Source organism: Citrobacter sp. Cpo032, from assembly GCF_030332975.1.
GTDB lineage: Bacteria > Pseudomonadota > Gammaproteobacteria > Enterobacterales > Enterobacteriaceae > Citrobacter > Citrobacter portucalensis.
This window is the reverse complement of sequence record NZ_JAOWGU010000045.1, coordinates 16,957-37,427: the sequence shown is the minus strand read 5'-3', so window position 1 is coordinate 37,427 and position 20,471 is coordinate 16,957. Positions and strand designations below refer to the sequence as shown.

The following is a 20,471-nucleotide window of genomic DNA, read 5'->3' as shown; positions in this document are numbered from 1 at the left end:
CGCCCTGTCATCAGTCGTGCCGTAGCGAGTACGGTCAGCGGCTCAGGCTTTGTGCAGGATGGGCTGACCCTTATTAACGTTACGGTGCACTGAAGATATGCTCGCACTGCGTGCAGCCGTATTCATCAAAGACGGTACCGTCCAGTTGTTCTCCGGCCAGAGAGCCTGCCACCGCACCAGCACAGGCGCCGGACAGAAAACCAATGAGGCCTCCGGCTATCGTACCGACAACCGGAATGACTGAACCTATCAGCGCACCGGTGGAGGCTCCTTCAAGCCCGGCAATGCCTCCGGCTGTTGCGCCAATGACCCCACCCGTCTTTTTACCCACATGGCGCAGTCGTATGTTTTGCGAACCGCAATTCGGACAATGCATTTCTTTCTCCCTTATTACTGGCAATAAATAGCCGCCTTCATGAGCTGGCGGACCGTGTATCAGAGAGACCTGGGTACCGGAACAGAAAGCATAGCTGTGACTTAGCGCGAGAAGCATACGCACGGGTATTTTGTGGGACAGTTGACCCGGGAGAAGGAATAACGACGGTAACAGGGTATCGGGACCCCGTTTGTTCTTACTGGACACATTAACCTCCGTGAGTGAAATAACAAAACGGCAGCACTTCTGCTGCCGTTCTCACACCGGTAATATAGGTCTGAAATTATTTTGAATGTCATTTCTGGTCTGTATTACTGCCTCCGCTCACCTTGTTTTTAGCGCAAAGCCCTCACTCACCACCACAGGTTTTTCGGTAATGGTCATTAATCAGCATTTCCAGCATATCACTGATGCGAACTCCGCTACGTTCTGCCATAAAGTCCAGTCGAGTTTTTGTTTCGTTCTTCAGGTACGTATTGAGTGCTTTTTTATCGGTACGGGACTGACGTAATTTTTGCTGGTTCCAGGCTTTATTCAGGTTCAGAAGGAATAAACGCTTTGTATCCGGTGCATCGTCCCATAAGTCGATCGCCGTGCGCAGGGCTAAATTGCGTTCAGAATGACTCAGGGGGGTAAACCAGGTACTCATTCCTGGCGTTGAAATATTTAATGAGAGCCCGATAGTGGGCGCATTTCTTTCTTCCTGAAGCGATTTGAGGCTGTTCCATGCCCACAGTACCGCGTCTTCTTCATTAGGTAACCATTTCAGCGGAGCTGGTTTGCTGTAAATATTTTTCCACTGGTCTTTCAGCCTGTCCATGACCTGGCGCTTGAGATGATTTACCGGTGGGGTCGGAATAATAATGTTGTCGAAAAAAGAGATGATAATATTAATTCTTTCCTGGTGGCTTGTCGGAGATACACTCAGATTCATTCGCTGATACCAGTTCTTTCCGAACTCTGCATTTGCTGGTTTGTCAATACCAAGTTCGTAGTCTCCGGCCTTGCAAATATACGCCCATAACCAGAATGTTGCCCGTTCATCCTGTTCTAGCCAGTCAAAACTTTCCAGCGGAAGGATGTTTTCATCACGGGCTGTTTCCATATCAGAAAAAAGTCTTGCCCGCTGTTCTGCATTCGGTATGAACTGATTAATCAGTTTGTTGAGTGCCTGTCGACAACTTTCTGCATCCTGGTGAGGAATGTCACGGGTGTTAATTATTTTATTAACACCCAGCCACCCGGCATAAAAAGCACAGACTCTCAGGTCACGGGTTTTTATAAGATGTTGTCTGCCATTGTCGTAATGTACAACCATTGTGGATACCTGTAATCGTAAACTACATAGTAGTGGTTATGGTGGTGATTGTTGTAGCTACACAGTATCACGATGATGGTTTTATCGTCACTTAAAAACACATCTGGTAGTCATCGTGAGGTTTTATTGTTGATTTATACTGGTTTTGACAAGGTTTTACCATGGTTTTAAAGTTGTCATTTTCTTTGTTTATCTCTCAGATGCTTCTCTGTTTACTGGATGAGTATCGTCTCAATAGGTTATCTTGTTCTCCTGCATGCTTTCGTTTTCATCCCCATCATGGTGCCTGGTTCGCTTCAGGGGGCATTTCTGGTATCAGGTCGGGCTGCCATGAGGTATTTCCATTTTGTTGCTCATAATCAGGATTGAGGGCTTCTGCGGGCAGTGATGATACGGGGTTAATTTGATTGAGGTTATTTGATATGACGTGGTGTCTATTTTCATGTTATTGAAAAAAGATAATTCCAGAGTAACTGATGCAGGCGTTTGTTGTAGGTAAGTGCTGTCTGGCGTGGTTATCTTCATAGCTATTGTTATGCCTGGCGTGTTGGATTGGTATTAATATATTAAAGAAGGGGTCTTATCATTTGTAACAGTAATCGATGATGTGTTATCAGTAAGTGGGTTATGCCTGGGAGGTATTATTATCTGAAGGTATTCACTAAGGGGATAGTACTATTGGATGGTATCCATTGAGCAATCATTGCCATCAGGTAAGAAATACACCATTCAATGTAGTCACAACCTGAATGTTTAGCACTCATTAAAAATCTATCATTAAGAAAACAGAATTGAATTGAGTCGATATTACCATTGACTAGTCCTCGTCAGGATAAAAGTGAAGATGATTAACATCAGTAATCTAATAATCATAACGACAGGGTGGTTACTGGTTAACAGTAACGTTTTGGGTGAATGGTCATGCCTGAAAATCAGCAGGTGAGTATCAATGGTTTATTACTGGTCTGCGTATTAGTGATGAGCGTTAAATGCTCAGTCAGTGAACTAACCTGTAGTAAGCCTGTCGGTATTGCTCTGTCTGCCTGATATTGACGCTTACAATACCTGTCAGTTACAGATACTACGGTGACCCGTTATCCCTGAAAGTTTTTTGATATGTGTAAACAAGGCCATTGGTAACGACTGTAAACGGGGCATTATCCGTGTTGGTGATAATAGTCATGATTGTATCGTAAACAGAATAACCCGATTGAGGTGACGTGGAATAGGGTGATTATCCTGGTAATCACCGCAAGCTATTTAATAAGTAATTGAGCGCTGTAGTGTCTTATACCGCCATAGCTTCCTGTGAGCCTGCATAAGCGCATTGAATAACACGATAGTGGAAATCTGTGGTTAGTATGAATATGGCGCTCCTGATGCGTTACAGGGCGTTTTAGCAGTAGTCCCGATAACGATTATTTATCGGGCTTATTGAACGGGGTAATAATATCATGACAGCAATGAGGGACTGGTACAGGGGCTCTTGCCCCGGGTATATACATCCCTCTGGGGTAATATTTGCTTTTCAGGGTAACCACAACCTATTTTGGGTCCAGGTCAATACAAGGGCATCGCAATCTTCAGCTGCTTCTGTAAGCCAGAATTGCAGCGACTTAACAGTTTCGATCTTCGCTACTGGCCTGACATTGCCGGGATCATTCGCTCACTGGGGATGGAAGAGGTGGAGGTAACATTCAGGGATGAAGCGACAGAGGCAATTATCAACGCCCGCAGACCTTCACAGACGGATTTCTTCAGAGCGTTATTCGATAACATCAGTAACCAAAAAACCGGGGATTACTACGCCTTGTCACGGAGTTTTAAACTCTCCGATACAGCACTGGCGACGATTTGTAATATCACCCGTGATTTGCCACCCGATGAACTCGTTGACGCCGCTTATGTCAAGCGTACCCGCCATCGTCTAACGGGAAGACTGTTTTTTCGCAGCCTTCGGGTCACCCGGCATTAGAACCGATTTCTGAGAGGCGATTACCCTTTACGCAATCATTCTGCCAGCCACGATATTTTACTGAAGCCAGCCGTCTCTGAGGGATCGACTGGCGGACTCGCTGAAGGCAATAAGTTTTTTTTAACAGCACCGGTAATGGTTATGAACGATAACCCACCGGAGTCCATTTTAATGAGTTACACATACGACCCTTACTGGCAGCAACGCATCGCTGATACCTTCAGTTGCGCTCTTAACGCTTACACCCGCTTACTGGCCCTGCGTGTTGACCTCCGTCTGCCGGATACGCCAGCGGCCACCGATGCTGCTGTTATCTCCCGCTTCACCGATTCCCTGAAAGCCCGGATTGATGCCCTTCAGACGCGTCAACGTCGCGAGGGCAAACGCGTCTGGCCGACCACGCTGCGTTTTATCTGGGCGCGGGAGTTTGGTGAAATCAAAGGGAAGAAGCATTACCACGCGGTGCTGTTGCTGAACCGCGATACGTGGTGCGGACCGGGAGATTACAAAGACCCGGATTCGCTTGCAGGTATGATTAAACAAGCGTGGTGCAGCGCCCTGAAGGTGGATGCACAGGCGCATGCCGTTCTGGCTCGTTTCCCGGCGAGTCCAGTCTCATGGTTGACACGTGGCGATGGTGCTCAACTGCAACAGGCCCTGTCGCAGGCGGCCTATTTAGCCAAGCTGGAGACCAAAATCACCGGTGACGGTGAGCGTAACTTCGGTTGCAGCCGTGGCTGAGCCAGACATATCTCGATTCATCAGGCCTGATTGTGCGGGCCGGGTAATTTTTTACAACGTTCCCCTATCCTCTGAGGAGAACCGGTAACCCCATGATTCAACCACCACCGGACGTCTCCCGATAGCCATATCCTCAGAGGGAGAAAAATACCATGACCACGTTGAATACGAATATTAATGCCAGCCCTGACACACTGCTTTCAGCTCAGGACCCGCTTATCGACATGACCTTTATCACCACGTTTACCGGGATGACCGACAAATGGTTTTACAAACTGATTGGCGACGGGTTGTTTCCGAAACCCATCAAGCTGGGGCGCAGCTCCCGCTGGCGCAGAAGCGAGGTGGAAGCCTGGATGCAGCAGCGTATTGCTGATTCCCGTGGCGTCTGAGCAGGGAGGATATCTGAATGGAAAAACGACGCCGCACTCAGCCACAGGCCATCCCGGTTCGCTGGACGTGTCCCCGTTGCCGGCGACAGTACTGTGGCGCCAGACCCTGTCCCGTTTGTTTCAGACCCACCGACGCACCTGCACAACCGTAACCTTTCTGTATTCCGGTGCCGACCACCAACCGTACCGACCCGCTAACGCATAACTGAACCGCCATTCACCCTGCCACGCTGCCCGTACCGGGACGGCTGACGCCTGCGTGTCGTCTGGCGGTAAGGAGAGTACCACTATGTATGCAAAATCGTTTATGGCTCTGGACGGCAACGGCCGTCTCACGGGAGCCATAACCGCGCAGACCGCGCCGTATGACCGCTACAGCTGCCATCTGTGTGCCAGTGCCCTGCAGTACCATCCTGAATACGACACCGAACGTCCGTGGTTTGAACATCATGCAGCAAAGCTTTCGGAGAACGGTCGACAGCACTGCCCGTATGTAAAGCCCGGGGTGAGGGAGACCCGCCATATCCGGCAACTGCAGTCTTATGTACCGGAAGCCCGTCCCCTGGTTTTCTACGCAGACTGGCACTGTCACGGCTGCGGCAGTGATTACCACGGTGAGCGCTACTGCCTCACCTGCCGGACGGGCGAGCACAGTGATGTGCGTGCTGATACCAACCGGATAGAGGAAGTGACGGCATGCGCATGCTGAAATGTTATCTGGCCAATGACCGCGAAGGCCACTTCGCGACAGCCGGGGAGGCCGTGAGTGCGCCGGGGCAGATATGGAGCTGCGCGTCCTGCGGCTGTCGACTGGTGCTCCATGCGGGGACATACGGGGAGCCGCCGTGGTTTGAACATGACCAGCAGAGCGTGGCCCGGCATGTGCTGATGGCCTGCGCCCACCTTGACCCGGAAGTGAAAACCGAAGCCCGGCACCGAAAGCTGCGCAGTCTCATCAACGGGCTGGAAGCGACGGTAATGGTGCTCTCCTGGTACTGCGTGTGGTGCGGCGACCATTACCAGGGCGTGAAGCACTGTCCCCGGTGTCTGACTGGTATCTACAGCATCGAAGAAGCGCACTGGCAGAGAAACTACTGCTGCAGTACCAGATAGTTCCCCGTCTTTATGAACCAGATACCGCCGTAGAGGCGGTGTCCTCCCTGATTTAACCTAAAGAGAGTCTGCATTATGAATCATTCTTACATACGGGCGTCTGATGCTGTCAGCGCGGATGCCGTCAGCACGCGTGCATTTCTGCAACAGGCCGTTGACCATTACCCGCGACTGGCGGCATTCAGCTTTACGCTGGCGCTACCGTATCGTGAAGCCATGAGCGAATACCGGTCATTGATTCTGCGTTTTCACTCTGAAGTCTGGCAGCGCACCGGCGAATATTCGCGCCAGCGTCAGCAGGCACGACATCGTTCACTCCCGACGCTGTTACGCTGGATATGGGAGACGGCCAGCGCACCGGAGTGCAAAATGGTGCTGCTGCTCAATCTCGATACGCTGGGTACAGGGCGAAACCTGCAACTGACCGACAGTGCGCCTCCGGGGCTTAACGCCATCATCGCCGACGCATGGCAAAAGGTGACCGGTACCGCCTGCACTGACGGTGTAACGAGTATGACGCAGATCATTATTAACCGCGTCGCTCAGGGAGTCTTCGCAACACCCTTTAACCAGCTTACCGTGCATGTTAAGGCCATGTCAGAGCCAATAGCAACGGCCAGAACGGGGATGATTTGTCCGTGAAAGTAATAGCTTCTCTAATTAATGGGGGAGTTATCCAGGTCTTCCCCGGTGTCTGCAGCGCCGATATAATCCCTGAATGAAAAAAGCTCACGATACCTTACCCCCGGAACAAACCGTCACAGCACTTGCGCATTTCGCCTGGTGCGCCCTTGTCGCCTTACGTACCGCTCAGCAGGATGGTCAGGCATTGTCGCCACTCAGCACGCATGCATTTATACTGCGCTGGTTAACGGTGGCGTATAAGCAAAAACGGTTTCCACGTGCAATCGCATCTGATATTGAGGGATTGCTGACGCTGGGGCGTAACAAAGGCCTTGCCGCCAGCTTATTCAGTCGTCTGGAATATCTGTGGTCTTCGTGCACCGGACCGGTGTCAGCGCAGTCGGATTTGTATCGGCTGACGTACGCAATTGAACAGCTTAAATCGCGGGGCTGGGTCAATGCAGCGGTGAGTGACAGGGACTGGGACAATGAAACGCTTCTGGCCCTGGAATACAGCGATGCGAATGCACTGCTGGTAAGGAAGTCGGCACTGACCTGCGGATTTTCGGATGGAGGGAAACTCGTTGCGCCGGTTGAGTTTCTTGTGAATGGCGACTTGTCAGCCTGTATGGCTGTTTTTGCGGCTCATACACTGTCGGCTGTCATGCTGGAGTCGAATCGGATCGTGTTACAACCTTGAGCAGTAAAACAACCGTTCTCAACCCGCAGCAAAGCTCATCACTGTCCACGTCTGTCTTTCTGTAAACCGAACGGGTGTTGTTCCTGGTCGCGCTAATGCACCGGCGGCTGAGATATTCATATCGCTGGTACAGGTATGAGATATGCGTAAAGTCCGGGCGTTGCAATTCCTTTAATCTGAAAAAAAATAAATAAGCCCGGTTTACGTGAATAATAAGAAATGATGGAAACCTGAAACTGTCGCCAGTTTTTCACATGCTCAGTCACGTCCAGCTTCTCAATTTCTGATAAAAGTACAAAATCAGATATTTCACGTGACTGGTGATATTTTGTACAAATATACACCCTAAGCCAAATTGATCATTTTCTGTACATCCTTATCCCGCGGGGCCTGAAGGGTTATGGTGTAAAATTTTTATAAATCAGAAAGATGATATTTTTTTTGTTAAAAGCCAGGAATGTAAATCTTTGTTACATTTTTTCATTTTCGATCTGGCAGGGAACGTTCCCAAACTCCAGCCATTGGGCCTTATCCGAAATTTTTCATTTCAGACAAATACCCAGAAAATACAGTGTCGACATGCTGGTGGATGGAATGCGCCCGCTTTTTTTGGTTCCGGGATTTTTATTTACGTCGGATGACGCGAACCGGAAAGTTGTTCTGGCTGGGTAATTTTTTCTTATTTATTTTTCACTGGCATTGACCGTTTCTATCACTCCATAGAACAGGGACAGCCATGTCTAATTCTTCCTTTCAGTCCGAAATCCCTAAAGCGCGTATTAATTTAAAACTTGATTTGCATACCGGTGGTGCGAGCAAGAAAACGGAGCTCCCCCTGAAATTGCTCGTGGCGGGCGACTTCAGTAATGGTCAGGAGTCTGCCCCTTGTCTGAGCGCAAAAAAGTTGATTTGAATAAAAATAATTGTGATTCTGTCATTTCTGAATATTCCCCAAAAGTCAATCTTACCGTTAAAAACACGCTTGCTGATGATGGCAGTGAAGACAACATCAGTCTGACCTTCCGGAGCATGAAGGACTACCAGCGTCGGTGAGACATCCGCGTCATACAACTCTTTGAACGCAGCCACTATCTCACGGGTGGTCATCCCTTTGGCGTACAGTGACAGGATTTGGTTATCCATCCCGGTGATCCGGGTCTGGTTTTTCTTCACCAGTTGGGGCTCGAAGGAGCCGTCACGATCGCACGGCGTACGCAGTTCCAGCGGGCCATCGCCGGTGGTAACGGTTTTTGTGAAATAGCCGTTGCGGGAGTTGGCACCCGGTTTAGACTGATGTTTACCGTAGCCGAGGTGATGGAGCATTTCGGCGTTGAGGCGGCGCTCAACGTTGATTTTTTTCAGCAGGCGATCGAACTGGTTGAGATCGTCAGGGGTTTTGAGATTTTTGGTCAGTTCGTTAGCCAGAGCCTACAACTGTTTTTCGTCCATAAAGTAACCTGCTTTTGATGTTGAATTGAACATATCAAAATCAGGCAATTACACAAACTTGTGTACAGGCTCCATACAGCTAACCCGGCCCGTCACATCGTAATGTCAACCCGTAATGCATAACATCATGCAGCGTTCCATTAATGAGTCGGGAATCATATTCAACCTTCTTGAATCGCCACGGGTAATCTAGACACTTCCGAGCCGTTGATGGACTGACCCCACCCCGGTAGACGATCCTGCCCTATAGTAACGAGCGCATGGCAGACATGTCCCCGTTCTGGATGCTAAATGTTCTGAACAGCGCCGAACTGGTACTGGGGCAGTATCAGCGCCTGCAGCACAGCCCGCCAAGTACTGTGGTTCCGACCTTAATGGGGGCCGCCAGCTGTCAGTAAAGGTCAGTGTCTGACCCCGGAGACACGCGGACAGCCAAGCACCTACCAATCATCTGCTGGTCCCGCGCTAGCAAATCAGCCAGTTGCGTAAAGAAATGCGGCATGTTGTGCCGCTGGTTCTGAATGGTCAGGTTGGCAGCGCGATGACGAATGACATGCTGCCGCAGGCGGCTATCCCGGGAGAAGGGGGAAGGTCTGGCGTGAGTCTTCAGCGGTGAGCTCAATTGCTGCATGGGTCACTACCTTCGCCATATCTTGAGCATACTACCGGAGTAGTCCAGCAACAAAGTGGCCGAACTACTTCCATGGAACGTGGTTCTTCCCGATAAATAATCGTCAATACGGCGCTCGTTTAACGCTTACACATTAAATATTAATTAAGCCTGATTGGATGTTTTTCATTTTTTTTAATTGGTGTGCTTGACCTTCCAGTAACATCAACCTTTAGCCTTGTAAGAAATTGCTACAGCGCCGTTTTCGGATGGGCCGGGGCTGCCTGTGGCGTATGAAAGGATCACTGTTATGAAAATGAAAATTGGGGTTCTGATTGTGTCGGCCGCAATCATCGCCACTGCCGGGATTGCGTTTGCCCGGGATAGTGGCGGCAACGATGAGCCGGCCGCAGCGGCCGCACCTATGGCTCCCCAGGTTCCCGTAGCCGAAGTGCTCTCGCGTCAGATAGTCCCTTCGGCAGAGTTTACCGGTTCATTGGCGGCCCCAAAAACCGTAGAGCTACGCCCACGCGTTGGCGGTACCATCGACGCTGTCAGCGTACCTGAAGGCAGCATGGTGCGTCAGGGGCAGCTGCTGTTCCAAATTGATCCTCGTCCATTCCAGGTGGCTCTTGACAGCGCGCAAGCACGACTCAAGCAGGCAGAAGCGCTGGCTATCCAGGCCAATCGCGATTTTGAACGAGTTGGTCGGCTGGTGAACAATGGCGCGGTATCCCGGAAAGATTACGATGACGCCGCTTCTACACGTCATGCTCGTCAGGCTGAGGTGCAGGCTGCAAAGGCCGAGGTTGCGGCGGCGAAACTGGACTTGTCTTATTCGCGCGTGGTGGCACCGATTACCGGCCGCGTGGATCGCATGCTGGTGACTGAGGGAAATCTGGTCAGCGGCGGTGGTACGGGATCTGCGACGCTATTGACAACGATTGTTTCCGTCAATCCGCTATACGCTTACTTTGATATTGACGAAGCGACGTTCCTTAATTCAGTCAGCAAGGCACGTCCTGACGCAGTTAACAAGGTGGAAGAGCGTTTACCCGTGCATGTTGGGCTGGCGACAGAAAAAGGTTTCCCGCATCAGGGAACGCTCGATTTTGTCGGGAATCAGATCGATCGTAGTACCGGTACTGTCAGGGTACGTGCCGTAATCCCTAACGACGATGGGAAACTGACGCCAGGTGCCTTTGCCCGCGTGCAGCTGGCCACCGGTGCGGCACATCAGGCGATTCTGATTGACGATCAGGCGATAGGGAGCGATCAGGGACGCAACTATGTCCTGGTGGTGGGTGCGGATAATAAGGCGCAGTATCGCCCGATTGAGCTGGGCGCGGTGGTTGATGGTTTGCGCGTGGTCAAGAGTGGCCTGAAAGCCGGTGAGAACATTATTATCAAGGGGCTGGTGCGTCCCGGTATGGCGGTGACGCCGCGTTTGACCCCGATGCAGGCTTCTGGCGCGTCGGTTAGCGAGGGGGAAAAAGCCGGCTCCGTTGAAGGGGGAGGCCAATAATGAAATTCCCACACTTCTTCATCCAGCGGCCTATTTTCGCGATTGTGTTATCGGTGTTTATGCTGATAGCTGGCGCTCTGGCTTTCTTTCAGCTTCCGCTGAGTGAATACCCATCGGTAACACCGCCTACCGTGCAGGTTTCGGCAAGCTACCCTGGTGCTAACCCTAAGGTGATTGCTGACACCGTTGCTGCTCCACTGGAACAGGCAATCAACGGGGTGGAAGGCATGTTGTACATGAGTTCCCAGATGTCTGCCGACGGTCGAATGGTCTTGACGATTTCATTCCGGCAGGGAACCGACCCCGATATTGCGCAGATTCAGGTGCAGAACCGGGTTTCTCGGGCCTTGCCGCGCTTGCCGACTGAGGTGCAGCAGATCGGTGTCGTGACGGAGAAAACGTCACCGGATATCCTCATGGTTGTGCATATATTTGCACAGGGCGATCGCTACGATCCGCTTTATGTTTCCAACTATGCCATGTTGAACGTGCGTGATGAGCTATCACGCTTGCCAGGTATTGCCAGCGTCACGCTTGGGGGCGAGGGTGAATACGCGATGCGCGTCTGGCTGGATCCGACCAAAGTCGCTTCCCGCGGTTTGACGGCCAGTGATGTGACCGCAGCAATTCGTGAGCAGAATGTCCAGGTCGCGGCCGGTTCTGTCGGTCAACAGCCGAACAGCTCCTCAGCCTTCGAAGTCAGTATCAATGCCCAGGGGCGTCTGACCACCGTTGAGCAGTTTGGCGATATCGTGATCAAAGCTGGCGCTGACGGGCAGGTTACCCGCCTGCGCGATGTTGCGCGTCTGGAATTGGGATCGGACAACTATTCCCTGCGCAGCCTGCTGGACGATAAAAATGCCGTGGGTATGCACATCGTTATGACGCCAGGCGCCAATGCGCTGGACGTCTCTGCCTCGGTTCGGGCGACGATGGCGAGGCTGCAGGCCAACTTCCCGGAAGGTATCGAATACCGTATCGCTTATGACCCGACAGTGTTTGTCAGCGCCTCGTTGAAATCAGTGGCAATGACGTTGCTGGAGGCGACGGTGTTGGTGGTACTGGTGGTGATGCTGTTCCTGCAAACCTGGCGGGCTTCGATCATCCCTCTGGTCGCGGTACCTATTTCGTTGGTCGGTACTTTCGCCCTCATGTATTTGTTCGGCTTTTCGCTCAACACGCTGTCGTTGTTTGGTCTGGTGTTATCGATTGGTATCGTTGTCGATGATGCCATTGTGGTGGTTGAAAACGTCGAACGGCATATTGCACAGGGCCGTTCTCCGAAAGAAGCGGCAAGAAGGGCCATGGACGAGGTGACTGGCCCTATTTTAGCCATTACTTCCGTTTTGGCTGCTGTGTTTATTCCTTCTGCGTTCCTGTCAGGATTGCAGGGGGAGTTCTATCGCCAGTTCGCGCTGACCATCGCCATTTCGACGATCTTGTCTGCGATCAACTCGTTGACGTTGTCGCCGGCGCTGGCATCGGTTCTGCTTAGACCCCATCAGGATATGGCGCAGGCCGACAGGTTGACGCGCATCATGGATCGCGTATTCGGTGGTTTCTTCCGTCGCTTTAACGCTTTCTTCGATAGATTGTCGAACAACTACGTTGGCGCAGTCCGCCGGGCCGTACGCGGCAGTATCATCGTGCTGGTGCTGTATGCCGGTTTCCTGGGCCTGACACTGTTGGGGTTCCAGCAGGTTCCTAACGGTTTTGTGCCCGCTCAGGACAAATACTATCTGGTTGGGATTGCTCAATTGCCTTCCGGCGCCTCGTTGGATCGCACGGAAGCCGTAGTGAAAGAGATGTCCCGAATTGCGCTGGCGGAACCTGGAGTGGAAAGCGTCGTGGCGTTTCCTGGGTTGTCGGTAAACGGCCCTAACATGCCTAACTCCGCATTGATGTTTACCATGCTGAAACCCTTCAGTGAACGTAAGGATCCTTCGCTGTCTGCCGAGGCTATTGCCGGTAGCCTGATGGGGAAATTTAGCCAGATACCTGACGGTTTTGTCGGGATCTTCCCGCCACCACCGGTACCGGGGCTGGGCAGCATGGGAGGATTTAAACTCCAGATCGAAGACCGGGCAGGGCTTGGCTTTGAAGAGCTGACCCGTGTTCAAGGGATGGTTATGGCGAAGGCCATGCAGGCTCCTGAACTGGCAGGGATGATGGCCAGTTTCCAGACCAACGCACCTCAGTTGCAGGTTGATATCGACCGCGTCAAAGCCAAGTCTCAGGGCGTCGCACTGACCGATATCTTTGATACGTTGCAGGTGAATCTGGGGTCGCTGTATGTAAATGACTTTAACCGCTTCGGTCGTACGTATCGGGTGATCACTCAGGCGGATGCGCAATTCCGTATGCAGCCTGAAGATATCGGGTTGCTTAAAGTGCGTAATGCCGCGGGTGACATGATCCCACTGGGAACGCTGGTGAACATTACCCGTACCTCTGGACCAGACCGTGTTATGCGTTACAACGGTTATCCGTCGGCGGATATTACCGGTGGCGCAGCGCCTGGCTACTCCTCCGGACAGGCAACGGCAGCTATTGAGAAGATCGTTAGTGAAACGCTGCCTGAGGGAATGACATACGAATGGACCGATCTGACTTACCAGGAGAAGCAGACTGGCAACTCGGCGCTGTATATCTTCCCGTTGGCGGTGTTCCTGGCGTTCCTGATCCTGGCCGCACAATACAACAGCTGGTCGCTGCCGTTTGCGGTGCTGTTAATTGCCCCAATGGCATTACTTTCCGCGATCGCCGGGGTTTGGCTATCGAATGGAGATAACAACATCTTCACGCAGATTGGTTTTGTGGTGCTGGTGGGACTGGCGGCGAAAAACGCAATCCTGATCGTCGAGTTCGCTCGCGCCAGAGAGAGTGAAGGCGTCGATCCTCTGGCTGCTGTGCTGGAGGCCGCTCGCCTGCGTCTGCGCCCGATACTGATGACCTCGTTGGCATTTATTGCGGGGGTTGTGCCTTTGGTGATCGCGAGCGGTGCCGGTGCGGAAATGCGTCATGCCATGGGGATTGCCGTGTTTGCCGGGATGCTGGGGGTGACGCTGTTCGGACTCTTGTTGACGCCAGTGTTCTATGTCGTGGTCCGTAAGCTGGTTATTCGCCGGGAAATCAAGCAGGCACAGCGGGCAATCAGTGATTCACGGCCATGACGGGCGGAGAGAGAATAATGAAAGCAGAGTATGAAATGAACCATCGTATTAATAAACTCTCGGTGCTGGCGATGGCGCTGGTATTGGCCGGTTGTACTATGGCGCCGGACTACGAACGGCCTTCTGCACCAACGAGCTCAAGCTATCCTTCGGGAGCGGCTTATGCTCAGGGAACAGTTTCAGCGGCTCAGACTGCCGTGGCTGATATCGGTTGGCGCGATTTCTATCGTGATCCGTTGTTGCAACAATTACTTGAGGTCGCGTTGGCAAACAACCGCGATCTGCGCAAGTCGGTGCTGGATGTTGAGGCCGCGCGGGCTCAGTACCGGATCCGTCGTGCCGATATGTTGCCAACACTGAATGTGGATGCGGGCGCTACCGTGCAGCGTCTGCCCGCAGATGTCAGCCCGAGTGGTACAACGCAGATAACGCGGAGTTATGACGTTAATGGTGCGGTGTCAGCCTGGGAGCTGGATTTGTGGGGACGGGTTCGTAGCCTCAGCGATCGGGCGCTGGCAACGTACCTGGCGTTGGATGAAACACGGATTGCGGCAAGGCTGAGCCTGCTCGCTGAGGTGACAAACGCTTATCTGACGTTGCGTGCGGATCAGGAGTTGCTGCAACTGGCTCACGATACGCTGAGCACGCAAAAGAGGACTTACGCATTGACCCAGGCGCTGTTTGATGCGGGTAATGCAACGCAAATTGATTTGCGGCGCGCAGAGATTGCGTTGCGTACTGCGGAAGTCAGTCAGGCTGCTTATACGAGGGTGGCGGCGCAGGATCGCAATGCACTGGTTTTGCTTTTAGGGCAGCCATTGACGGCCGAACTCTCGGCCAGCCTGGATAAGGCGAATACCTTGCCCGATGACATCATCCCTTCCGCGTTGCCGGCGGGCTTGCCGGCAGAATTGCTGGTGCGTCGTCCGGATGTCCGTGCGGCAGAGCAGCAACTGCGTGCGGCCAATGCCAATATCGGGGCCGCTCGCGCGGCATTTTTCCCGGCAATCAGTTTGACAGGATCGGCTGGTACGGCCAGTTCGAGTCTGGACGGGTTGTTCGAGCCGGGGTCAGCGGCCTGGAGTTTTGTTCCGCAAATCTCGTTGCCTATTTTCCGGGGAGGCGCTCTGCGCGCCAATCTGGACCTAGCCCAGGTACAAAAGCGCATCGAAATTGCGAATTACGAGAAGGCGATTCAGGTTGCCTTCCGCGAAGTGGCTGATGGCCTGGCGGGCAGACAAACCCTGGACGATCAATTCCGTTCAGAACAATTGTTGGTGCAGGCCAGCCAGGCTAACTATGAATTGGCCTCACAGCGCTTCCGGGCCGGTATTGACGATAATCTGGCGGAGCTTGACGCGCAACGAGCGCTGTTCAGTGCACAGCAAACTCTGGTTCAGACCCGACTGGCGCGAATGAGCAATTTGGTCAATTTGTATAAAGCGCTGGGGGGCGGATGGACAGAAAGCTCTCCGGCTAAGCCATAACTCTCCGGGCAGGTTAACGCCACTGTCTGGCGATAAGGTCGGCAATACGTGGGTGGAGGGATAAAACCGCCCGCGTATTGCATTGTCGTAGGGATAAGGGGTTACGGCGCGGCAACCACTTCTTTTACTGCGAGGACTGCTACGTCTTCGTCTTGTTGCCCGACAGCCGGCAGAAAGCACAACTGAACGGTTTACTTGAAATACTTTGGGGCAGTATATATCCCCACCTCAGGTGAAACGCTTAGTCAGAGAATATAAGCACGAAAATTTTTGGCGATAGGGCTTGACCTTACAACGGTGGCAAGTTCTATCATTGAAGTTACTACAACTAAATAGGATATATATATGCAATTACATCTAGAAAATATGACATGCGGCGGATGTGCCCGGACAGTGACTAAAGTGATTCAAAATATTGATCCTGAGGCAAGTATCATAACTGATCCACCGACTCGTAAGATCGAAGTGAAAACTTCTTTATCTACTGAACAAGTTGCTAATGCTTTACGTGAGGCAGGTTTTCCTCCGAGAGAGTAGTTAACTAAAAATGGTTACCTCCCCGCTGTGGTAACCATTTTTTATCATGTATCCTTACGGTTAGAAGTATTTCTGTTATTATTATGCACCATGGTGGGGTGTTTAGATGTCTTGAGTTGTAGTTTTGATTTAATATGTCTATTACTTAACTCACTAATTTTTTCTCTATGTTAAATGTATTGTGTTCAATATTTATGTGTGATTTACTAAATCATCGGTTTTTTCTTTTAAGGCCTCATTAATGTATCATGTGACGTCAAGTATTTGTGGAGGGAGTATTTGGTTTTTTTTAAATATATTAAGAACAGGGTGGTATGCCAAATTTATCATCATAAAAAGTAAGAAGAGCGAAGTATACGTAAACCAAACGCTGTAAGTTTAAGCATGCCATTTTTGTTCCATGCACTTCTTGATAGCTCCGGGTTTTCAGTCATCAGCCGATACCTCTTCCTGTATCAGGTTATTCAGAGATTCATGAGGCCGCTCGTTATTGTATTACCTCAGCCAGCATAATGTAATTCTCCCGTACCTCATTCTGAGTTCTAAATAGATTAAAATCCAGTATTTATGTCCGATAGCGGCGGTTAAACAGTTCTGCTTTGCATTAGTAACCCGCGTCCCCGGTAGGCGTTGATACGATATGCTTCCCGCAGAGAATGCACCGACTGGTATTTCTGTGCCGGCCTTAGAACTTTTGCTTCAGCATCTCCTGAAGCATCTCCTTGTCCACACTCAGGCCAGCCACCTGTTTCTTCAGTAGCTGATTTTCATCCTCCTGCTACCGCATGTGATTCAGTTCTGAATGAGAAATATCGCCTTATTCCTTACGGTATGTAATGGGATTGTCAGGGCATCGTACAATAGCGTGTTCGACAGCGTGATGAACTACTATCCAGAAGAGCTTGACCGTACGTTCGAGATAATTCTCGATAGCGTGGAGGCTCATATAAAGGTCTATGTGTCGGTCAAGAATCTTGATGCCAGTATGGCGGTAGAAGTACTCAATGAAGTAATATCAGCAAATATTATTGCTATCTAAAAATCAAAGAGACTGATATGTTAGTCTTAAAATAATAGTCAGTTAGAGACTCAACGGACGGAACAAACTAGCTGGCAGTTCGTACTATGCCCATACTATTATGGAATGACGATATTCAATTTATGTCAAATTTTTCAAGTATTCATTCGTCAATTCTGGTTAAGCTGGGATTCGGCCCATCTGACATGTGATGTCGTAGTTTTCCTGATATTTTCGTGGTCATTGTTTATGGGGGGGAGAAGAACCTCGGCGCAAAAGACTGTCGGTGCGGTCTTATTTAAGGTGCTAGGGTTTTCTTTCGCTATACATGATTTTATACTAGCGAGAATATAGATAAAGGATTTGGGAATGTAATGAATTTTAATGCTGTCCTCATATGCTATTATCCTGCGCTTATAATCCACTCCACTGAAAGTGTAATAGTACATGCTCCTGCTCGTAATCTTCCGGTGATATATCACTCAGGGCTTGAAGCCATTTCCAAGCCAGTAGATGACTCGCAAAACATCATCTGATATCAACATTCAAATATATGTTTCTGATAGTCCACTTTTCGGAGACTCTGCCAGTTCCTGGCGTGTCAGAATGTCCAGTTGATACCAGCAAAACCGCTGATATTGTCTCGCGCTGACACAACAGGACTGTCACTGGTTTTATCCGCAAGCCAGGCATATGAAGCGCCCAGTAGGGTGCCCCAGTGTTCATTAAACTGATGCTGCCAGCTCAGGGTAGTCTGCGTAGCATAAAATCCTGCGCTACGGTTGTATTCCCGGAAACCGGTTGTGCGGCTCTGGGCAGCATTAACGCCGTACCAGGTGTTAATGTACCGGGCGTCACCAAAAAGTGCCGCGCCCTGCAGGGCAACCGTATCTGTGTCGTTCTGCCAGGGCACGAGCGTCAGCGAGGCCTGGTACTGTACCCCCTGTGAATCCGTCAGCGGCAGAGTTGCACGGATTTCCGGGGTAAACCAGCTGTTCACCTGCCAGCCAACAGCAACCTGCGTGTTCAGTGCACCACGGATGTTTCCCATTCCTTTCAGTTTGTCAGAACCATCGCGCCACGATGAATTTTGATCGGCACGGCCAAAACTGTATCCGAACGCATTTTCAAAATAGAGGCCATTATCCGTCTGCAGGTCATAACCGATACCTTTTGTTGAGTCGAAGAAAAACGCGCCTTTACGGACCTGCAGGGAAGGCATCACTGTCCAGTGCTGCTTATCCGCGCCACTGTAGCGGGGGGCGTTTTCTCCCATTATCCCCACCGTCACTCCATCCTGATTGCCGCTGTCGGCAATAGCGGACCCGCAGGTCGCTGCCAGCAGGATCACTGTACACCCTGTTACAGACGAATACGTTGCCATCATATATCCCTCGTTTTATGTTTATGCATTACGGTAAGCTGTGACCCGCCCGGCCACCCGCAGTGGATTATGACGATGCTTTATCAAGACTCAGCGTGGAAACCATCAAGAAACCATCAAGGCAGAATGAATGAACACAAAACGTATTCTGATTATCGAGGACGACCGGGATGCGGCGAATGTGCTCGAAGCCTATCTTCGCCGTGAAAACTTCGGGGTCATACTGGCCCATGATGGAAAAGCAGGACTTGAAGCCGCCCTTACCCAGCATCCTGCACTTATTCTGCTTGATATCATGCTGCCGGGTATGACCGGAACAGAAATACTCAGCCGGCTGCGCCGCGAATCCGATGTTCCCGTGATAATGGTCACCGCAATGGGCGAGGCCCCGGACCGTATCGGGGCCTTACGCTTCGGTGCGGATGATTATGTCGTCAAACCTTATGATCCGGGTGAGGTCGTGGCCCGGGTGCAGGCGGTGTTACGGCGTGGGGCGGCAGCGCATGCTAGCGCTGAAAATTATCGCCGGGTGGGGGCCGTTGAACTCAACCGGGACACCATGTCAGTCGCTGTTATTCACGATGAAAACCGGGTGCACCTTGAGCTGACCCCCACCGAGTTTTCACTGCTGGACATGATGATGACCCGCCCCCGGAGCGTCTGTTCCCGTCAGACGCTGCTTGAACACTGCCTGCCGGAAAGTGATGCGCTGGAGAGGGTGGTTGATACACACATCTATAACCTACGCCGCAAACTGGAAAAAGCGGGGGTCAGCGGTGTGCTGACCAGCGTGAGAGGGATCGGTTACCGGTATCTGCAGCCATGAAAAAAAGAGAGTCCCGTTCATTATGGCGCTGGATTTGCGTCAGGGTGTTGTCGCTGGCGGCCGGCAGTGTCGTGCTTATCGCCCTGTGCATGTGGCTGCGTTTTGCCCTGCTGGATGCCTGGGTACAGCATCGGATGCCGGAGGCGGTACGACAGGAATTTCTGCATCTGCGGGAAAATCCCGATCTTAATCGCATCCGTTACCATGAAATTATTGATGACTGGTACGGACTGCAGTTCTCAGATCCGTCCATTGCGTCAACAGACTGGCTGACGCTGGGAGGGCTGGTCCTGTTTGTGACACCGCTGATAATTATGCTCGGTTTGCTGGCCGCCCGGCCTCTCGCCCGGCAGTTCGGTCTGCTGACGCGAGCCTCCGCAGCGATAGCGCAGGGGCGTTTTACCACTCGCTCAAAAATGGATGCAAGTGCGCCCTCTGAATTGATGTTGTTTACGCAGAACTTCAATACCATGGCCGAAAGACTTGAACGTTATGACCGGGAATTACGGGCATCTCATGTTGCAGCCGCGCATGAACTGCGCTCTCCACTGACGGCCGCGGTGGGCCGTCTACAGGGAATGATGGACGGCGTATTCCCGGCTGATAAAGCGCAGATGAATATGGTGATGAACCAGCTCCTGAGCCTCAGCCGTCTGATTGATGATTTGCACCTGCTCTCACTGGCTGATGCAGGGCAGCTTACGCTGAATAAACAACGCTTCTCACCCGCCGGATTACTGCAGGAAAAGATTGCCTGGCTACGGCCACAGGCTACCGCCGGGCATTTCGGTTACGACACGGATATCCCTCCGGGAGAATGTTGTGCGGACCCGCTGCGAATCGGACAGGTCTTTACCATTTTAATGGAGAACGCACTGCGTTACGCGACGGAAGGCGGGAAGCAAACGATACAGGGTTCCGTTCAGTCAGGCTACTGGACGTTCTCCTTCCGGGATTACGGCGCGGGCGTCGAACCGGATTTTCTGCCGGTGATGTTTGACCGGTTTACCCGTTCTGATGTTTCCCGTTCCCGTCATTCAGGAGGCAGTGGACTGGGTCTGTCGATTGCCAGAGCCATTTGTGAGTCTCACGGCGGAACGCTGACCGCCAGTATCCCGCAAGAGGGGAACGGACTCCTGTTTCGGGTGAAACTGCCCGTATGAGTTTTCTTTTTCACTTTTCTTGACCAAATCTTGATGGTTCGTCGAACGTATCTGGACACA

At 51.5% G+C, this 20,471-nt stretch carries 17 protein-coding genes and 3 pseudogenes; 15 read left to right on the top strand and 5 right to left on the bottom strand.

Annotated elements, in window-relative coordinates:
• Positions 1–79: 79 nt before the first annotated feature.
• Both OGY33_RS13655 and OGY33_RS13650 read right to left on the bottom strand, forming a co-directional pair.
• Positions 80–376 (bottom strand): membrane protein, encoded by a 297-nt coding sequence (locus OGY33_RS13655; protein WP_009652512.1) that lies wholly within the window; start codon positions 374–376, stop codon positions 80–82.
• Between the two features lie 349 nt (positions 377–725).
• Complete coding sequence (locus tag OGY33_RS13650) at positions 726–1,694, bottom strand: hypothetical protein (RefSeq protein ID WP_016154453.1); 969 nt, start codon at positions 1,692–1,694, stop codon at positions 726–728.
• 1,606 nt (positions 1,695–3,300) lie between these two features.
• Between OGY33_RS13650 and OGY33_RS13645 the strand changes: the two genes are divergently transcribed.
• From OGY33_RS13645 to OGY33_RS13635, 3 genes are all read left to right on the top strand, one after another.
• The gene (locus OGY33_RS13645) at positions 3,301–3,669 is read left to right on the top strand and encodes a hypothetical protein (protein ID WP_009652475.1); all 369 of its coding nucleotides are present in this window, start codon (positions 3,301–3,303) and stop codon (positions 3,667–3,669) included.
• Between the two features lie 171 nt (positions 3,670–3,840).
• Positions 3,841–4,410 (top strand): inovirus Gp2 family protein, encoded by a 570-nt coding sequence (locus OGY33_RS13640; RefSeq protein WP_016154452.1) that lies wholly within the window; start codon positions 3,841–3,843, stop codon positions 4,408–4,410.
• Positions 4,411–4,562: 152 nt separating this feature from the next.
• Positions 4,563–4,802 carry a helix-turn-helix transcriptional regulator gene (locus OGY33_RS13635; RefSeq protein ID WP_009652493.1) on the top strand — a complete coding sequence of 80 codons (240 nt, stop codon included), beginning with the start codon at positions 4,563–4,565 and terminating at the stop codon, positions 4,800–4,802.
• A 37-nt stretch (positions 4,803–4,839) separates the two neighbouring features.
• Here OGY33_RS13635 and OGY33_RS13630 read toward each other — a convergent pair whose 3' ends face one another.
• Entirely contained in the window at positions 4,840–5,019 is a 180-nt protein-coding gene (locus tag OGY33_RS13630; protein ID WP_131334065.1) for a hypothetical protein, read from the bottom strand.
• Positions 5,020–5,091: 72 nt separating this feature from the next.
• Here OGY33_RS13630 and OGY33_RS13625 point away from each other — a divergent pair, with 72 nt between their 5' ends.
• The 5 genes and pseudogenes from OGY33_RS13625 to tssB all read left to right on the top strand — a co-directional run.
• A complete protein-coding gene (locus OGY33_RS13625) occupies positions 5,092–5,511 on the top strand; it encodes a putative zinc ribbon protein (protein WP_016154451.1) in 420 nt (139 codons plus the stop codon).
• On the top strand, positions 5,499–5,915 hold the full coding sequence (locus tag OGY33_RS13620) for a putative zinc ribbon protein (RefSeq protein WP_009652429.1): 417 nt from the start codon (positions 5,499–5,501) through the stop codon (positions 5,913–5,915). The genes OGY33_RS13625 and OGY33_RS13620 overlap by 13 nt, the downstream gene beginning before the upstream one ends.
• Before the next feature lie 75 nt (positions 5,916–5,990).
• A complete protein-coding gene (locus OGY33_RS13615; protein ID WP_009652434.1) occupies positions 5,991–6,557 on the top strand; it encodes a UCP030791 family putative phage-derived protein in 567 nt (188 codons plus the stop codon).
• A gap of 76 nt (positions 6,558–6,633) precedes the next feature.
• Positions 6,634–7,239 (top strand): DUF2913 family protein, encoded by a 606-nt coding sequence (locus tag OGY33_RS13610; protein WP_009652485.1) that lies wholly within the window; start codon positions 6,634–6,636, stop codon positions 7,237–7,239.
• Positions 7,240–7,975: 736 nt separating this feature from the next.
• Positions 7,976–8,280: pseudogene (gene tssB, locus OGY33_RS13605) on the top strand (type VI secretion system contractile sheath small subunit); the annotation flags it as partial.
• On the opposite strand, the pseudogene OGY33_RS13600 reads toward tssB, so the two are convergent.
• Positions 8,278–8,664 (bottom strand): annotated as a pseudogene (locus tag OGY33_RS13600) (transposase); the annotation flags it as partial. The pseudogenes tssB and OGY33_RS13600 overlap by 3 nt on opposite strands.
• A 272-nt stretch (positions 8,665–8,936) precedes the next feature.
• Between OGY33_RS13600 and OGY33_RS13595 the strand changes: the two are divergent.
• The 5 genes and pseudogenes from OGY33_RS13595 to OGY33_RS13570 form a co-directional block, all read left to right on the top strand.
• Positions 8,937–9,062: pseudogene (locus OGY33_RS13595) on the top strand (hypothetical protein); the annotation flags it as partial.
• Positions 9,063–9,608: 546 nt separating this feature from the next.
• Positions 9,609–10,823, top strand: a complete 1,215-nt coding sequence (locus tag OGY33_RS13585) for an efflux RND transporter periplasmic adaptor subunit (RefSeq protein ID WP_009652401.1) — start codon at positions 9,609–9,611, stop codon at positions 10,821–10,823.
• Positions 10,823–13,996, top strand: a complete 3,174-nt coding sequence (locus tag OGY33_RS13580) for an efflux RND transporter permease subunit (RefSeq protein WP_009652455.1) — start codon at positions 10,823–10,825, stop codon at positions 13,994–13,996. The genes OGY33_RS13585 and OGY33_RS13580 overlap by 1 nt, the downstream gene beginning before the upstream one ends.
• 17 nt (positions 13,997–14,013) lie before the next feature.
• Positions 14,014–15,483, top strand: a complete 1,470-nt coding sequence (locus OGY33_RS13575) for an efflux transporter outer membrane subunit (protein ID WP_009652383.1) — start codon at positions 14,014–14,016, stop codon at positions 15,481–15,483.
• A gap of 345 nt (positions 15,484–15,828) precedes the next feature.
• Positions 15,829–16,020, top strand: coding sequence for a heavy-metal-associated domain-containing protein (locus tag OGY33_RS13570; RefSeq protein ID WP_016154448.1), 192 nt, complete (start codon positions 15,829–15,831; stop codon positions 16,018–16,020).
• Between the two features lie 1,619 nt (positions 16,021–17,639).
• On the opposite strand, the gene OGY33_RS13565 is transcribed toward OGY33_RS13570, so the two are convergent.
• The gene (locus OGY33_RS13565; RefSeq protein ID WP_016154445.1) at positions 17,640–18,425 is read right to left on the bottom strand and encodes a MipA/OmpV family protein; all 786 of its coding nucleotides are present in this window, start codon (positions 18,423–18,425) and stop codon (positions 17,640–17,642) included.
• Between the two features lie 127 nt (positions 18,426–18,552).
• Here OGY33_RS13565 and OGY33_RS13560 point away from each other — a divergent pair, with 127 nt between their 5' ends.
• Together OGY33_RS13560 and OGY33_RS13555 are read left to right on the top strand one after the other, a co-directional pair.
• Positions 18,553–19,248 (top strand): response regulator, encoded by a 696-nt coding sequence (locus OGY33_RS13560; RefSeq protein ID WP_009652481.1) that lies wholly within the window; start codon positions 18,553–18,555, stop codon positions 19,246–19,248.
• Complete coding sequence (locus tag OGY33_RS13555; protein ID WP_009652412.1) at positions 19,245–20,411, top strand: sensor histidine kinase; 1,167 nt, start codon at positions 19,245–19,247, stop codon at positions 20,409–20,411. The genes OGY33_RS13560 and OGY33_RS13555 overlap by 4 nt, the downstream gene beginning before the upstream one ends.
• The last annotated feature ends 60 nt before the right edge of the window (positions 20,412–20,471 follow it).

Bases quoted from the DNA above. Each gene is read 5' to 3' on its own strand.
- OGY33_RS13630 (WP_131334065.1), bottom strand. From the start codon at position 5,019: ATGGCGGTTCAGTTATGCGTTAGCGGGTCGGTACGGTTGGTGGTCGGC.
- OGY33_RS13620 (WP_009652429.1), top strand. From the start codon at position 5,499: ATGCGCATGCTGAAATGTTATCTGGCCAATGACCGCGAAGGCCACTTC.
- OGY33_RS13585 (WP_009652401.1), top strand. From the start codon at position 9,609: ATGAAAATGAAAATTGGGGTTCTGATTGTGTCGGCCGCAATCATCGCC.
- OGY33_RS13560 (WP_009652481.1), top strand. From the start codon at position 18,553: ATGAACACAAAACGTATTCTGATTATCGAGGACGACCGGGATGCGGCG.
- OGY33_RS13555 (WP_009652412.1), top strand. From the start codon at position 19,245: ATGAAAAAAAGAGAGTCCCGTTCATTATGGCGCTGGATTTGCGTCAGG.
- OGY33_RS13625 (WP_016154451.1), top strand. From the start codon at position 5,092: ATGTATGCAAAATCGTTTATGGCTCTGGACGGCAACGGCCGTCTCACG.
- OGY33_RS13640 (WP_016154452.1), top strand. From the start codon at position 3,841: ATGAGTTACACATACGACCCTTACTGGCAGCAACGCATCGCTGATACC.
- OGY33_RS13650 (WP_016154453.1), bottom strand. From the start codon at position 1,694: ATGGTTGTACATTACGACAATGGCAGACAACATCTTATAAAAACCCGT.
- OGY33_RS13580 (WP_009652455.1), top strand. From the start codon at position 10,823: ATGAAATTCCCACACTTCTTCATCCAGCGGCCTATTTTCGCGATTGTG.
- OGY33_RS13575 (WP_009652383.1), top strand. From the start codon at position 14,014: ATGAAAGCAGAGTATGAAATGAACCATCGTATTAATAAACTCTCGGTG.
- OGY33_RS13565 (WP_016154445.1), bottom strand. From the start codon at position 18,425: ATGATGGCAACGTATTCGTCTGTAACAGGGTGTACAGTGATCCTGCTG.
- OGY33_RS13615 (WP_009652434.1), top strand. From the start codon at position 5,991: ATGAATCATTCTTACATACGGGCGTCTGATGCTGTCAGCGCGGATGCC.
- OGY33_RS13570 (WP_016154448.1), top strand. From the start codon at position 15,829: ATGCAATTACATCTAGAAAATATGACATGCGGCGGATGTGCCCGGACA.
- OGY33_RS13635 (WP_009652493.1), top strand. From the start codon at position 4,563: ATGACCACGTTGAATACGAATATTAATGCCAGCCCTGACACACTGCTT.
- OGY33_RS13610 (WP_009652485.1), top strand. From the start codon at position 6,634: ATGAAAAAAGCTCACGATACCTTACCCCCGGAACAAACCGTCACAGCA.
- OGY33_RS13655 (WP_009652512.1), bottom strand. From the start codon at position 376: ATGCATTGTCCGAATTGCGGTTCGCAAAACATACGACTGCGCCATGTG.